Genomic DNA, 14066 nt, shown 5'->3' on the forward strand with positions numbered 1-14066 from the left:
TGGTGTGGCAGGGAAACGATCGGCGGGTGCAGGCGCGGCGGGTTCATCCCAGGCTGCGTGCGGTGTTGATGATGTTCACCCCGTTGAAGCGGGTGGTGGACGACCCGTGCGAGACCGCCGAGACTTGGCCCGGCTGGCCCTTGCCGTCGAAGAACGAACCGCCGAAACGGAAGTCGCGTTCATCGCAGATCGCGCTGCACGCGTTCCAGAACTCCGGCGTGCGGATCTGGTAGGCGGCATCCTCGACCATGCCGGTGATCTGGCCGTTCTTGATCTGGTAGTACAGCTGGCCGCCGAACTGCGCGTTGTAGCGCTGCTGGTCGATCGAGTACGAGCCACGGCCGTGGATGTAAATGCCGTTCTCCACGTCCTTGATCATGTCGGCCACGCTGAGCGGCGCCTTGCCCGGTGCCAGCGACACATTGGCCATTCGCTGGAACTGCACGCTGGACCAGGAGTCGGCGTAGCTGCAGCCGTGCGACGCGGTCTCGCCCAGCAGGTGCACCTCGTCGCGGGTGGCCTGGTAGTTGACCAGGATGCCGTCCTTGACCAGGTCCCAGCGCCGGGTCTTGACCCCCTCATCGTCGTAGCCCACCGCGCCCAGGCTGCCCGGTGCGGTCTTGTCGGCATGGAAGTTGACGATGTCGCTGCCCCAGCGGAAGCCGGCGTCGCGCTTGTCCAGCGTGGCGAAGCTGGTGCCGGCGTAGTTGGCCTCGTAGCCGAGCACGCGGTCCAGCTCCAGCGGGTGGCCGACGTTCTCGTGGATGGTCAGGAACAGGTTGGACGGGTCCAGTACCAGGTCGTACCTGCCCGGCTTGACCGACGGCGCCTTGAGCTTCTCGCGTGCGTGGCGGGCGGCGGACACCGCATCCTCGATCGGATCGTAGGAGTCGCGGTAGGCGGTGATGCCGCCCGGCAGCGCGATCTTGCCGCTGGCAGCGCCATCCAGGAACTCGTAGCCCATGCCCATCGGCGAGGACAGCCCGGCGCGGGTGCGGAACTTGCCGGTGGATTTGTCGATGGCGGTGGCGGTGAACGGCAGCCAGATCCGGTGTACATCCTGGTCGATGAACGAGCCGTCGCTGGACGCGAAGTACTTCTGCTCGTTGACCAGGAACAGCGTGGAATTGATGAAGTCGGCGCCGGCATCGAGGGCGGCGCCATTGACCGCCAGCAGCATCTCGACCTTGTCCTTGATCGGTACCGCCATCGCGTTCGTGCGGATCGGCGTCTTCCAGCTGACCTCGCCAACGCCGGTCACCGGGGCCAGCTGTACCGGACGGGTCTGGATGGCGGCATTGGCGCGTGCGATGGCGGCGGCCTGCTCGACCGTGGCCAGCACCGCTGCCGGGGTACGCTGGTGGGTGGCCGCGAAGCCCCACGCGCCGTTGACGATCACGCGGATGCCGATGCCGGACGATTCGCTGTTGGTGACGTTCTGGACGGTGCGCTCGCGGGTGATCACCGCCTGGTTGAGGTAGCGACCGATGCGCACGTCGCAGTAGCTGGCCCCGGCGCGTTTGGCCGCGCCGAGCGCGGCCTCGGCCAGCGCCTTGTTGCGGCCCAGGTCGCTGGGCTCCAGCAGTTGCTCGGCGGCGATCAGCCGCCCGTGCGGCAGTACCAGGCCAGCCAGGCCCATTCCAGACAGCGCAAGAAACTCACGGCGTTGCACAGCGATCCATCCCCCGACGGTGCGATCGGCATCAGGCCGGCCGCAGTGGACAAGTCTTCGACTTTCGATGGCGACGGGCAGTGGCACAAGTGACTGCGGTCATGGTTGGATGGCGGTCATCCGAATTCATCTTGAGCCCGCCATGACCCAACAGCGCTGGTCCGACGCCTGCGAACGCAACCGCGAGCCGATCCTGGCGGTATTGCGCCGGTATCTGCAGGATCGCCGACGCGCGCTGGAGATCGGCAGCGGCACCGGCCAGCACGCGGCGTACTTCGCCGCGCAGCTGCCGCATCTGCGCTGGCAGGCCAGCGACCATCCGGAGCATCTGCCCGGCATCGCCGAGCGCCTGGCCGGGGCCGCCCTCTCCAACGCCCCGCCGCCGTGGCCGCTGCAGGCCGTGCTGTCGCCCGCGCCCGGCCTGGCCCCGCTGCCCGATGCGCCGTTGGGCTTCGATGCGGTGTTCAGCGCCAACACCCTGCACATCATGAGCTGGGCACACGTGGAGGCGCTCTTTGCCGGCCTCCCGGCGGTGATGGCCGACGATGCGCTGCTGTGCATCTACGGGCCGTTCAACCAGGGCGGCGAGTACAGCAGCGACAGCAACCGGGTATTCGATGCCTGGCTGAAGCAGCGCGACCCCGCGGCGGGCATCCGCGACGCCGAAGCGGTGGACGCACTGGCCGCCGCCCAGGGCCTGCGGCTGATCGACGACGTGGCCATGCCGGCCAACAACCGCCTGCGGGTATGGCACCGTTCCGCGTAACCGCGCGCGCGGCGCCCCGGCATCGAAACCCGCGCGCTGCGCCCGTAGAGCCGACCTCTGGTCGGCTGCCTTCCGTTCCGGCACAGAAAACCCCCGCGCTGCGCGCGAAGCCCCCGTAGAGCCGACCTCTGGTCGGCTGCTTTCCGTTCCGGCATCGAAAACCCCGCGCTGCGCGCGAAGCCGACTAGAAGTCGGCTCTACGCCGGCGGCCACCCACCGCGCACGGGCCCTGTAGAGCCGACCTCTGGTCGGCTGCCTTCCGTTCCGGCATCGAAAAACCCCGCGCTGCGCGCGAAGCCGACTAGAAGTCGGCTCTACGCTGGCGGCCACCCACCGCGCACGGCCCCTGTAGAGCCGACCTCTGGTCGGCTGCTTTCCGTTCCGGCATCGAAAAACCCGCGCTGCGCGCGAAGCCGACTAGAAGTCGGCTCTACGCTGGCGGCCACCCACCGCGCGCGTTCCCTGTAGAGCCGACCTCTGGTCGGCTGCCTTCCGTTCCGGCATCGAAAACCCCGCGCTGCGCGCGAAGCCGACTAGAAGTCGGCTCTACGCCGGCGGCCACCCACCGCGCGCGGCCCCTGTAGAGCCGACCTCTGGTCGGCTGCTTTCCGTTCCGGCACAGAAAACCCCCGCGCTGCGCGCGACAGCCGACCAACGGTCGGCTCTACCTGCCGTCAGGCCACCTGCACGATGTGCAGTGCCCGCGGGTTGCGCCACTGCGCCAGCAGCGCGGCCTCCCGGGCCTTGGCCGTGTGCAGGTGCGCCTCCTTGACGTGCCCGTAGCCGCGGATGTGCTCGGGGATGCTGGCGATCTCCACTGCCAGCGCCACGCGGTCGTCGCTCAGGCCGTCCAGCAGCAGGCCCACGGTCTGTTCGTAGTCGGCAATCAGTTGGCGCTCGCCGCGTCGCTCGGCCGTGCGGCCGAACACGTCGAACGTGCCCCCGCGCAGGAACTTCAGCCTGGCCAGCAGCCCGAATGCCTTGAACATCCACGGCCCGTATTCCTTCTTGATCAGCCGGCCCTGGTCGTCCTTCTTAGCAAACAGCGGCGGCGCCAGGTGGAAGCGCACGTCAAAATCGCCCTCGAACTGCTGCTGCAACCGGCGCTGGAACTCGCCGCTGGTGTACAGGCGGGCGACCTCGTACTCGTCCTTGTAGGCCATCAGCTTGAAGTAGTAGCGCGCCACGGTTTCGGTCAGCGCGGTGCTGCCGGCCTTGTCCCACTCCACCGCGCGCACCTTCTCCACCAGCGCGCGGTAGCGTGCGGCGTAGGCGCTGTCCTGGTAATCGGTGAGGAACCGCACGCGGCGCTCGATGAGTTCGTCCAGCGAGCGCGACAGGCGCTCGTCGTCCAGCGGCAGGAACGCCACGTCGGCGCTGCCGCCGTGCCCGGGCAGGCCGCGCAGCTCGCGCTCGTCGCCGGTGTTGCGCGGCGCGGCGTTGGCACCCCATTCGTTGCCTTCCCACTCGCCCGGCGGCAGGTCGTGCAGCGGGCCCGGCGTGCGCTCGGCATCGGTGTGGCCGTTGCGCACCAGGCCGGCGGCCTGCTGCACCGCCTGCGGGTCCACCGCAGCCAGACGGCCCCAGGCGAAGGCCTGCTTGTTCATCTCGATGGCCGCGCCATTGAGCTCCACCGCGCGCATCAGCGCGTCAAACGAGATCGGCACCAGCCCCTGCTGCCAGGCAAAGCCAAGGATGAACAGGTTGGCGGCGATCGCATCGCCGAGCAGCGCCGTGGCCAGCTGGGTGGCGTCGAGCAGCAGCGGCTCGCGTCCGCCCAGCGCCACGCGGATGCCGGCGATGATGTCGGCGGCCGGGAACTGCATGTCCGGCCGGGTGGTGAAGGTGCCCGGCATCGCCTCATAGGTGTTGAGCACCACCTGCGAGCGCTCCGCGCGCACCTTGGACAGCGCCCAGTAGTCGTTGACCACCACCATGTCGCAGCCCACCACCAGATCGGCTTCGCCAGCGGCGATGCGCACCGCATGGATGTCTTCGGGGGTGCGGGCGATGCGGATGTGGGTGGTGACCGCGCCGCCCTTCTGGGCCAGCCCGGTCTGGTCGAGCACGCTGGCACCCTTGCCTTCCAGGTGTCCGGCCATGCCGAGCAGCGCACCGATGGTGACCACGCCGGTGCCACCGACGCCGGTGATCAGGATGTTCCAGGGCTGTTCCAGCGTGGTCCGGAAGGTCGGCGCGGGCAGGGTGGCCAGCAGGTCACTGCGCTCGCTGCGCGCACCCTTGCGCGGCTTGCCGCCGTGCACGGTGACGAAGCTGGGGCAGAAGCCGGTGGTGCAGCTGTAGTCCTTGTTGCAGTTGGACTGGTCGATGTCGCGCTTGCGCCCGAACTCGGTTTCCTTGGGCAGCACCGACACGCAGAAGCTCTTCTTGCCGCAGTCGCCGCAGCCTTCGCACACCAGCGAATTGACCATCACCCGCTTGGGCGGATCGACCAGCTTGCCGCGCTTGCGGCGGCGACGCTTCTCGGTGGCGCAGGTCTGTTCGTAGATCAGGATGCTGGTGCCCTTCACCTCGCGCAGCTGCTTCTGCACCGCATCCAGCTCGGCGCGGTCGTGGAACTCCACGCCCTCGGGGAACAGCTCGCGCCTGTTCCACTTGCCGATCTCATCGCTCACCAGCACGATCGTCTGCACACCTTCGGCACGCATCTGGTGGGCGATCTGCGGCACGCTCAGGGTGCCGTCCACCGGCTGCCCGCCGGTCATCGCCACTGCATCGTTGTAGAGGATCTTGTAGGTGATGTTGACGCCGGCGGCGATCGCCTGGCGGATCGCCAGCGAACCACTGTGGAAGTAGGTGCCGTCGCCGAGGTTCTGGAACACGTGTTCGGTGTCGGTGAACGCCGCCTGCCCGGCCCACGTCACGCCTTCGCCACCCATGTGGGTGAAGGTGTCGGTGCTGCGGTCCATCCAGGTCACCATGTAATGGCAACCGATGCCGCCCAGTGCACGCGACCCTTCCGGCACGCGGGTGGAGGTGTTGTGCGGGCAGCCGGAGCAGTAGTGCGGCACGCGCGGGAAGCTGGCGCGCGGCAGCGCGAGCTCGGCTTCCTTTTCATCCATCCAGTGCAGGCGCTGCTCGATGGATTCATTGGTGAAGAACCGCTGGATGCGGCGGCCGATCACCCCGGCGATGGTGGCCGGGGTGAGTTCGTTGGTGGACGGCAGAATCCACGTTCCCTGCTCGTCGTACTTGCCAACGATGGACGGGCGCGGGCCTGCGCTGGCCGGCCAGTTGTAGAACTGTTCCTTCATCTGGCGCTCGATGAAGGCACGCTTCTCCTCCACCACCACGATGTCTTCCAGCCCTTCGGCGAAGCGCGCGATGCCCACCGGCTCCAGCGGCCAGGTCATGCCGACCTTGTACACGCGGATGCCGATGTCGGCGCAGGCCTGTTCGTCCAGCCCCAGGTATTCCAGCGCCTGCAGCACGTCCAGGTAGCTCTTGCCGGTGGTGACGATGCCCAGCCGCGCGCGCGGCGAGTCCATCACGACGCGGTCGATGCCGTTGGCGCGCGCGAATGCCTGTGCCGCCTTCACCGCATAGCGGTGCAGGCGCATTTCCTGGTCCAGCGGCGGGTCCGGCCAGCGGATGTTGAGGCCGCCCGCAGGCATCTCGAAGTCCTCCGGCAGAACAATGCGGCGCGCGAACGGATCGACCGCCACCGACGCCGAGGACTCCACCGTCTCGGCAATGGTCTTGAAGCCGATCCAGCGCCCGGTATAGCGGCTCATCGCCCAGCCGAGCAGGCCCATGTCGAGAATGTCCTGCACGCCGGCCGGGTTCAGCACCGGCATCATCGCGCTGACGAATTCGTCCTCGCTGCCGTGCGGCAGGGTCGAACTGCGGCAGGCATGGTCGTCGGCGGCCAGCGCCAGCACGCCACCGAGCGGCGAGGTGCCGGCGGCGTTGGCGTGTTTGAACACGTCGCCGCAGCGGTCCACGCCGGGGCCCTTGCCGTACCACATGCCGTACACGCCCTGGACCTTGGCGCCGGGGAACAGATTGGTCTGCTGGGTGCCCCAGACCATCGTCGCGCCCAGGTCCTCGTTGAGGCCGGGGGTGAACTTCACCCGTGCCGCCTCCAGGTGCTGCCGGGCCCGCCACAGTTCCAGGTCGAAGCCGCCCAGCGGGCTGCCGCGGTAGCCGCTGATGAAGCCGGCGGTGTCCAGGCCGGCGGCCTGGTCGCGCAGCCGCTGCATCAACGGCAGGCGCACCAGCGCCTGTACCCCGCTCAGGTAGATGCGGCCATCGGTCCGGGTGTACTTGTGGTCCAGCGTGTAGCCATCGTCCAGGCCGGGCTGGTTGGCGGAGGACGGCGAGGTGAGTTCGGCAGTACTGGTCATGGCTGGCCCGGGAAAGTCGGCTGGCACGGTCGCGCAGGCGCGGCCGGAAAGGCGCGGATTGTAACAGTGGGCCTGTCCAGGCCCGGGACTCGCGCCGGAGCGCTCGCTGCGGTTAGGATCGCGATGGGAGGTTGTTGTGACAACCTGGGGGAGTTTGAATGGCAGTTGCAAGACAGATGCTGGCCGGGCTGTGCCTGGCCGTGGGGGCTTCGGTGTTCAACGCAGCGGCGCAGCCGTTGCCGGCGCTGCAGGAGTTCTACTTCGACAACGACAGCGCGGCCGCTCCGGTGGTGGTGGTGGACGGGCAGGGCAGCACCCTCGTCGACCAGCTGATGCGGCAGCGCGAGCGCGGCCGCAAGAGCCTGGAGGCGACCGTGCAGCTGGCCGGCGTGGCGATGGGCCAGGGCCGTACCGATCTCGGTCGCACCCTGTACCAGGAAGCGCTGACCACGGCGGCAGCCGGTTCGGTGCCGGGGCGCGCGGTCCGCTGGAACTACGGGTGGGACCTGTTCCGGCTGGGTGAGGTCGAGCCGGCGCTGGCCCAGTGGGCGGCGGCCCAGGCCGGGCTGCGCGGCAACCCGTCGTGGGCACCGCCCACCTACGCGCTGGCCCTGTGGACGCTGGGGCGCAAGGACGAGGCGGTGCAGTGGTATGCCGCCGCGGTGCGCACCGAGCCGCAGTTGTGGAGCAGCAACGAGCGCTTCGCCGAACTGCTGCCCACCTGGCGCGACAGCGAGCGTGCGGCGCTGGTCCAGGTCCAGCAGGCCTGGGCTGCCAAACCGCCGGCTTGGCCGTAAGCCACGTCCGGGGCCGGTGCACGGGGGTGCACCGGCCCTACGACCATCGTCGAGGCTGAATGCGCAGGCACATCGGCTAGGCTGCGCCGATGGCTTTCGACGCGTTCGCCCTGATCCTGACCATGCTCGGCCTGGGCATGGCGTTCTCGCGCCTGCGCGCGCTGCCGGACAACAGCGCCGATGTGCTCAACCGCATCGTGCTGTATGTGTGCCTGCCCGCCGCCGTGCTGATCTACGTGCCGCGGCTGCGGCTGGATGCCAGCCTGGTCGGGCTGATGGCCACGCCGTGGCTGCTGATGCTGGCAACGTGGGCGCTGGTGTCGCTGGCCACGCGGGTGTTCGGCTTCGCCCGCGACGTGCATGCGGTGCTGCTGATCTGCGTGGCGCTGGCCAACTCCAGCTTCATCGGCTATCCGATGGTGCGTGCGCTGCTCGGCGACCACGCGTTGCCGTATGCCGTGGTCTACGACCAGTTCGGCACCTTCGTGCTGCTCTCCACCTTCGGCCTGTACGTGATCGCGCGCTACAGCGGCGACCGGCCGCCCACGGCGGCACAGGTCCTGCTGCGGATCGCGCGGTTCCCGCCGTTGTGGGCGCTGGTGTTCGCGCTGGTGCTGATGCCGGCGCAGCCGCCGGCGTGGATCGCCACCGGCCTGAAACAGCTGGCCGATGCGATGCTGCCGCTGGTGATGCTGGCGGTGGGGTTTTCGATCCGGTTGCGGCTGTCGCGCGCCGAGCTTCCGCCGCTGGGCATCGGCCTGCTGCTCAAGCTGGTGGTCATGCCCGCGCTGGCGCTGCCGATCGCCTGGGCGTTTGGCCTGCAGGGCGCGATGCTGCAGGTCAATGTGCTCGAATCGGCGATGCCAACCATGATCACCGCCGCGGCGCTGGCGATCGCCCACCGGCTGGCGCCGCGCCTCGCCGCGGCGATGGTCGGCTACGGCATCGTGCTGTCGCTGGCGACGTTGCCGGCCTGGGTGTGGGTGCTGCGCGCGCTGCACCCGTAGAGCCGGCGCTGCGCGGCTGCTCTGCAGGCAGTGCGCCGGCGCCCGCAGCGTTACCCGTCGGCGTTGACGGTGCGCCCCTTCGCCCATTCGCGCAGGGCGTTCACCTGTTCGGCCATCAGCACCGACAAGGGCCGGCTGCCGCGGATCTCGCCCATCAGCAGGTCGGTGTCCAGGGTGCGCTCTTCGGCGTGTGCGGCATACAGGCCGGCAACGATCGCCTGCTCGATCTCCGCGCCGGAAAACCCCTCGGCTGCCGCGGCCAGGGCCGGCAGCGCGAAATCGTCGGCGTTGAGCTGGCGTCGTCCCAGGTGCAGGCGCAACAGTTCCACCCGCGTGTTGGCATCGGGCAGGTCGATGAAGAAGATCTCGTCGAAGCGGCCCTTGCGCAGCAGCTCGGCCGGCAGTTCGTGCACCTGGTTGGCGGTGGCCACGATGAACACCGTGGACTTGCGCTCGGCCAGCCAGGTCAGCAGGTGGCCCAGCACCCGGCGTGATACGCCGCCGTCCTCGCCACCGCTGGCCAGCCCCTTCTCGATCTCGTCGATCCACAGCACGCAGGGCGCCAGCTGTTCGGCCGAGGCCAGGGCATCGCGCAGGTTCTTCTCGGTTTCGCCGTGGTACTTGTCGTACAGGCTGCCGAAGTCCAGGCGCAGCAGCGGCACGCCGAAGCCCGCCGCGGTGGCCTTGGCCAGCATCGACTTGCCGCAGCCCTGCACGCCGAGGAGCAGCATGCCCTTGGGCGGGTCCAGCCCGGCCGGGCCGGTGCCGCCGAGGAACACCGGGCGGCGCTGGTTGACCCAGCGCTTGAGCCGGTTGGCCCCGGCCACGTCGGCGAAGCGGGTGGTGTCGTATTCGTAGTGCAGGTGCCCGGCGCGGTTGAGCAGGTCGAACTTCAACCGCGCCAGCTGCGGCAGGTCGTCCTGGCTGAGCGCGCCATCGGCGAAGATCAGCTGCCGGGCGATGCGCCGGGCATCGACCATGCTCAGTCCGCGCAGGTTGTGCAGGATCTTCTTGACCGCCTCGTTGTCCACCTCGACACGGCGCCCGCCGTTCTCGCGGGCATACGCTTCGGCCTCCTCGCGCAGCATCTTCAGCAGCGCGTTGAGGTCGGGCAGGCGCGGGTTGAAGCGCGTCGCCAGGGCTTCCAGCTCGGCCGGCAGCTCGACCTTGGCCCCGATCAGCACCAGCACGTGGGCCTGGCAGTTGCGCCGCTGGATCAGGTCGCGCAACGCGCGCTGGTGGCTGGCATAGCCCAGGTAGGGGTGGAAATCGAGCAGCAGGTAGATGCCGCGCTGTTCGGCCTGGCGGATCATCTGCAGCGCCGCGCTGGCATCGGGCGGCCCGACCGGGTCGTCCTCGCGGTCCATGTCGATGCGGCGCAGGCCTTCAGTGATCGACCAGCGGTGCAGCGCACGCCAGACGTGCATCAGGGTCTGCCGGAACAGCTCCACGATGCGACCCTCGTCCTGGGTCTCGATGATGATCAACGGGGTGTTGGCGCGGATCAGCGCGCTGAGGTCCTGTAACTCGCTCATGCCGGGGTGCAGTCCATTGGATCGGCAACGATAGCAAAGCCCCGCGACCTGCATGGGGTTCAGCCGCGCGACTATCACCGTCACGGACGGCGGTGTACGCTGCGGCGACGTTTCCCGGAAGCGAGGCTTGCATGAAGACGATCCTGGTGGCCGGTTCCAAGGGCGGGGTGGGCAAGACCACCGTCGCCACCCACCTGGCGGCGCATTCGGCATTGGAAGGCACCCGGACCGTCCTGGCCGATGCCGACCCGCAGGGCTCCAGCACCCGCTGGGCGCAGCGCCGCTCGGTGCTGGAAAGCGCCGTGCTGCCGATCGACGTGTATCGCAAAAAACAGTGGGAGCGGCTGCTCCCGGACGGCACCGAGCAGGTCATCATCGATGCCCCGGCCGGTGCCCTGGCCGATGATCTGTCCCATTTCCTGGACGTGGCCGACGCGGTGGTGGTGCCGGTACTGCCCTCCGCGCTGGACATCGAGGCGATCGTCGGTTTCCTCAACAGCCTGTCGCGGGTGCCCCGCGTGCACAACCGGAGCCTGCCGGTGGGACTGGTGCTCAACCGCACCAAGCCGTGGACGCAGACCTCCCAGCAGGCGGTCCAGATGTTGGCCGAATGGCCTTACGAGGTGGTCGCGCAGTTGCGCGACAGCCAAAGCTATGTGGTGATGGTCGGGTTGGGGCGGAGTCTCTTCGACTACCGCTCGGCCCAGGTGCGCGAGCACCAGAGTGACTGGGAGCCGCTGTTGAAGTGGCTGAAGAACGCCTGATACGGAAGAGATCCCATGCGAGAACTGATTCTGCTGCGCCATGCCCATGCCGAAGCCGCCAGCACCGGCCAGGCCGACCTGGACCGCCCGCTGTCACCGGTTGGGCTGGCCGAAGCCGAGGCCGCCGGCCGCTGGCTCAAAGCGAACAACCTGCTGCCGGACTGCGTGCTGTGCTCGCCGGCCCGCCGCACCCGCGAGACGCTCGAAGCGGTGCTGGGCGTCACCGGTTTCGTGGAGAAGCGGCTGGAAGATGCCGTTTACGACGCCACCCCGGGCACGCTGGCCGGGTTGATCGATGACCGGCGCGACGTCGACCGGCTGCTCGTGGTGGGCCACAACCCCGGACTGGAACGCCTGGTGGCCCTGATGAGCGAAGGCAGCACCAGCGACTACCGCGGCATGCCGCCGGCCGGGATTGCGGTGCTCGCCTTCGACCGCGAGGCCTCCATCGAACCTGGCGTCGCGCGCCTGACCGCCTTCTGGTGGCCGTAACCGGTGGCGGTAGTGCGCGCCGTACTGGGCTGGCTGGCCCTGCTGGCCGCCGGGGTGGCCTGTGCCGAACCGCCGGCACCGGTGCCCGTGGCCCGCTCGCTGGCGCTGGATACGGCCCAGTCACGGTTCGGGTTCGAGATCCGGACCCGGCTGGGGCAGCGCATCGAGGGCGTGTTCCCGCGCTTTGAGGGGCGCATCGAGGTCCTGTCCGACGGTCGCCACCAGGTCCACCTGCGGATGTTCACCCGTTATGTGGAGATCCCCGGCAAGCCGCGCTATACCGGCTGGATGCGCGGCGACGAGTTCTTCGACGCCGACCGCTACCCGGTGGTGGAGTTCGACTCGGTGCCGTACTGGCCCGAGGTGGTCGACAAGGGCGGGGCCATCGAGGGCCGGCTGATCCTGCGCGGGGTGAGCCACCCGGAGACCCTGCGCGTGGAAAAGGCCGAATGCCCCCGGGCCGGGTATGATTGCGACGTGGTCAGCCGGGGCAACGTTCAACGTGGCCGCTATGGCATGGACAGTTGGCAGCTAGCCCTGAGTGATCGAGTGACCTTTGTATTGCGTGCGCGTCTGAGCGAGGCGCCGAAACCGTGAATCTATTGCTGCGCCTGGGATTGCTGGCAACCCTGTTGCTGGCCGGCGGCTGTGCGTCGCTGTCCAACGCGGAGCGCGACCGCGCGTCCGGCATCGCCGTGCAGGCGCGGTCCACCGTGGTGGACTGCGACCGCCCCGACCGCTGCGCGCTGGATTCGCCGCTGCGCGCCCTGGGCGGCCGCGCCTTCACCGAGTCCCGTCCCGACGCACCGCGCCACTACGCCACCATCGTCGACGAAGGCGAGGCCTCGCTGGTCGCACGCCTGAACCTGATCCGCAGCGCCTCGCGCAGCATCGACCTGCAGACCTACATCTTCGACAAGGACGACAGCGCCCGGCTGATCCTGGACGAACTGCTGGGCGCAGCGCGGCGCGGGGTCAAGGTGCGGGTGCTGATCGACCAGCTCTCGGCGATCTCCGACCTGGAGATCCTCGGCGCACTTGCCGGCAGCCACCAGAATTTCGAACTGCGCGTCTACAACCCGACGTTTGGCAAGGCGCGGCTGAACTACTTCGACTACGCCGGCAGCGTGCTGTGCTGCTTCCGGCGCTTCAACCAGCGCATGCACAACAAGCTGCTGGTGGTGGACGACGCGCTGGGCATGGTGGGCGGGCGCAACTACCAGGACGACTATTACGACTGGGACGCCGAGTACAACTTCCGCGACCGCGACGTGGTGGTGGCCGGTCCGGAAGTGCGCGAGATGGCGGCCAACTTCGATGCGTTCTGGCGCGCCCCGCGCAGCGTGCCGGCCGAACGCCTGAACGACGTCGGCCGTACCCTGCTGCGGCAGGGCGTTCCGGCGATGCCGCCAACCGAGTTCCGACGCCCGGAACGGGTGGCGCGGGTCAGCGCCGAAGCCGACGACCCGGCCTTCATCGCGCGCACGTTCGTCGATACCGCACTGCCGGTGGCGGCGGTCCAGTACGTGGCCGACCTGCCGCGCAAGCACCGCCGCGAACGCGCCAGCCAACCGGCCAACGGGCAGCACGTGACCGAGCCGCAGCTGGATGCGCTGATCGCCGGTGCCCAGTCCGAAGTGCTGCTGCAGACCCCGTACCTGGTGCTGTCCAAGCCGGCGCGCAACCTGTTCCGCGAGCTGCGCAAGCGGCCGCAGGCGCCGCGCATCGTGGTGTCCACCAACAGCCTGGCCGCCACCGACAACCCGATCGTGTACGCGCTGTCCTACAAGTACAAACGCCGCAACCTGCGCGAGCTGGGCTTCAACATCTACGAATTCAAACCGTTCCCGCTGGATGCGCCGGTGGACTACCGCAACCTGTTGCCGGCACCGCTGGGCGAAGCCACGCCCGGTGAGGGCCGGCGCAGCAGCCTGATCGGCGGCAGCGCGGCCGGCAGCAATGCGCGGGGCGGCAGCAGTGGAAGCAGTGGCAGCAGCAGTGAACGCAGCGCCGCCGCGCGCCGTACCGGCAACCGCGACAGCAGCCCAAGCGGCCGCCGCCGCGGTACCGATGGCAGCGAGGTCGAACGGCGCGTGCTGCGTGCCGAAACGCGCCCTTCGTTCCTCGGCACCAAGGCCGTCAACAAGCCGCTGCCGGTCACCCGCACCGGTGCGCGCATGGGGCTGCATGCCAAGTCGATGGTGGTGGACCGCCGCATCGGCGTGATCGGCACGCACAACTTCGATCCGCGCAGCGAGAACTACAACACCGAGGGCGCGGTGATCATCGACGACCCGGTGTTCGCCGAGCAGCTCGCCCAGAGCATCCTGCGCGACATCGACCCGAAGAATTCCTGGACGGTCGCCCCGCGCGCCAAGCCGCCGGTGTTGTCCGGCCTGAACTACAGCGTGGGCAAGGCATCCGAGGCACTGCCCGTGCTCGACTTCTGGCCGTGGCGCTATGCCACCGACTACGAATTCCAGCCCGGTCCGGACTGCCCGCAGCCGCTGCCGCGGCAGGACGCCAACTTCCACGCGTGCTACACCGCCGTGGGCGACTTCCCCGAGGTCAACGTTGGCCCGAAGTGGTTGCTGGTGCGCATGCTCACCGCGTTCGGCGCGGGGCTGGTACCGATTCTTTGAACGTTTACGTCTGACGGAGACACG

At 68.9% G+C, this 14066-nt stretch carries 10 protein-coding genes; 7 read left to right on the forward strand and 3 right to left on the reverse strand.

The features are described from left to right. Positions 1 to 43: 43 nt before the first annotated feature. The gene (locus tag ACLB90_RS10390; protein WP_411849428.1) at positions 44 to 1672 is read right to left on the reverse strand and encodes a TldD/PmbA family protein; all 1629 of its coding nucleotides are present in this window, start codon (positions 1670 to 1672) and stop codon (positions 44 to 46) included. Positions 1673 to 1814: 142 nt separating this feature from the next. Between ACLB90_RS10390 and ACLB90_RS10395 the strand changes: the two genes are divergently transcribed. Beyond that, entirely contained in the window at positions 1815 to 2438 is a 624-nt protein-coding gene (locus tag ACLB90_RS10395; protein WP_411849429.1) for a DUF938 domain-containing protein, read from the forward strand. A gap of 674 nt (positions 2439 to 3112) precedes the next feature. Here the strand turns inward: ACLB90_RS10395 and ACLB90_RS10400 are convergent. After that, positions 3113 to 6805: an indolepyruvate ferredoxin oxidoreductase family protein gene (locus ACLB90_RS10400; RefSeq protein WP_411849430.1), complete on the reverse strand. Its 3693-nt coding sequence runs from the start codon at positions 6803 to 6805 to the stop codon at positions 3113 to 3115. Between the two features lie 158 nt (positions 6806 to 6963). Here ACLB90_RS10400 and ACLB90_RS10405 point away from each other — a divergent pair, with 158 nt between their 5' ends. Together ACLB90_RS10405 and ACLB90_RS10410 are read left to right on the forward strand one after the other, a co-directional pair. Beyond that, on the forward strand, positions 6964 to 7602 hold the full coding sequence (locus ACLB90_RS10405) for a tetratricopeptide repeat protein (RefSeq protein ID WP_411849431.1): 639 nt from the start codon (positions 6964 to 6966) through the stop codon (positions 7600 to 7602). An 89-nt stretch (positions 7603 to 7691) separates the two neighbouring features. After that, positions 7692 to 8609 (forward strand): AEC family transporter, encoded by a 918-nt coding sequence (locus tag ACLB90_RS10410; RefSeq protein WP_411849432.1) that lies wholly within the window; start codon positions 7692 to 7694, stop codon positions 8607 to 8609. Between the two features lie 50 nt (positions 8610 to 8659). On the opposite strand, the gene ACLB90_RS10415 is transcribed toward ACLB90_RS10410, so the two are convergent. Next, a complete protein-coding gene (locus ACLB90_RS10415) occupies positions 8660 to 10144 on the reverse strand; it encodes an AAA family ATPase (RefSeq protein WP_411849433.1) in 1485 nt (494 codons plus the stop codon). Positions 10145 to 10275: 131 nt separating this feature from the next. Here ACLB90_RS10415 and ACLB90_RS10420 point away from each other — a divergent pair, with 131 nt between their 5' ends. Genes ACLB90_RS10420 through ACLB90_RS10435 form a run of 4 tightly spaced genes read left to right on the forward strand, consistent with a single transcriptional unit; the run spans position 10276 to position 14042 of the window. Beyond that, positions 10276 to 10908 carry a ParA family protein gene (locus ACLB90_RS10420; protein ID WP_411849434.1) on the forward strand — a complete coding sequence of 211 codons (633 nt, stop codon included), beginning with the start codon at positions 10276 to 10278 and terminating at the stop codon, positions 10906 to 10908. Positions 10909 to 10923: 15 nt separating this feature from the next. Then, positions 10924 to 11400, forward strand: a complete 477-nt coding sequence (locus tag ACLB90_RS10425) for a SixA phosphatase family protein (RefSeq protein WP_411849435.1) — start codon at positions 10924 to 10926, stop codon at positions 11398 to 11400. A 42-nt stretch (positions 11401 to 11442) separates the two neighbouring features. Further along, positions 11443 to 11997 carry a YceI family protein gene (locus ACLB90_RS10430; protein ID WP_051008581.1) on the forward strand — a complete coding sequence of 185 codons (555 nt, stop codon included), beginning with the start codon at positions 11443 to 11445 and terminating at the stop codon, positions 11995 to 11997. Further along, positions 11994 to 14042, forward strand: coding sequence for a phospholipase D family protein (locus ACLB90_RS10435; RefSeq protein WP_411849436.1), 2049 nt, complete (start codon positions 11994 to 11996; stop codon positions 14040 to 14042). The genes ACLB90_RS10430 and ACLB90_RS10435 overlap by 4 nt, the downstream gene beginning before the upstream one ends. Positions 14043 to 14066 lie beyond the last annotated feature (24 nt).

Source organism: Stenotrophomonas sp. LGBM10, from assembly GCF_046736075.1.
In the GTDB taxonomy this organism is placed as follows: Bacteria; Pseudomonadota; Gammaproteobacteria; order Xanthomonadales; family Xanthomonadaceae; genus Stenotrophomonas.

Excerpts from the sequence above, each read along its gene's own strand:
- ACLB90_RS10415 (WP_411849433.1), bottom strand. The coding sequence starts at position 10,144 with ATGAGCGAGTTACAGGACCTCAGCGCGCTGATCCGCGCCAACACCCCG.
- ACLB90_RS10405 (WP_411849431.1), top strand. The coding sequence starts at position 6,964 with ATGGCAGTTGCAAGACAGATGCTGGCCGGGCTGTGCCTGGCCGTGGGG.
- ACLB90_RS10395 (WP_411849429.1), top strand. The coding sequence starts at position 1,815 with ATGACCCAACAGCGCTGGTCCGACGCCTGCGAACGCAACCGCGAGCCG.
- ACLB90_RS10425 (WP_411849435.1), top strand. The coding sequence starts at position 10,924 with ATGCGAGAACTGATTCTGCTGCGCCATGCCCATGCCGAAGCCGCCAGC.
- ACLB90_RS10400 (WP_411849430.1), bottom strand. The coding sequence starts at position 6,805 with ATGACCAGTACTGCCGAACTCACCTCGCCGTCCTCCGCCAACCAGCCC.
- ACLB90_RS10410 (WP_411849432.1), top strand. The coding sequence starts at position 7,692 with ATGGCTTTCGACGCGTTCGCCCTGATCCTGACCATGCTCGGCCTGGGC.
- ACLB90_RS10420 (WP_411849434.1), top strand. The coding sequence starts at position 10,276 with ATGAAGACGATCCTGGTGGCCGGTTCCAAGGGCGGGGTGGGCAAGACC.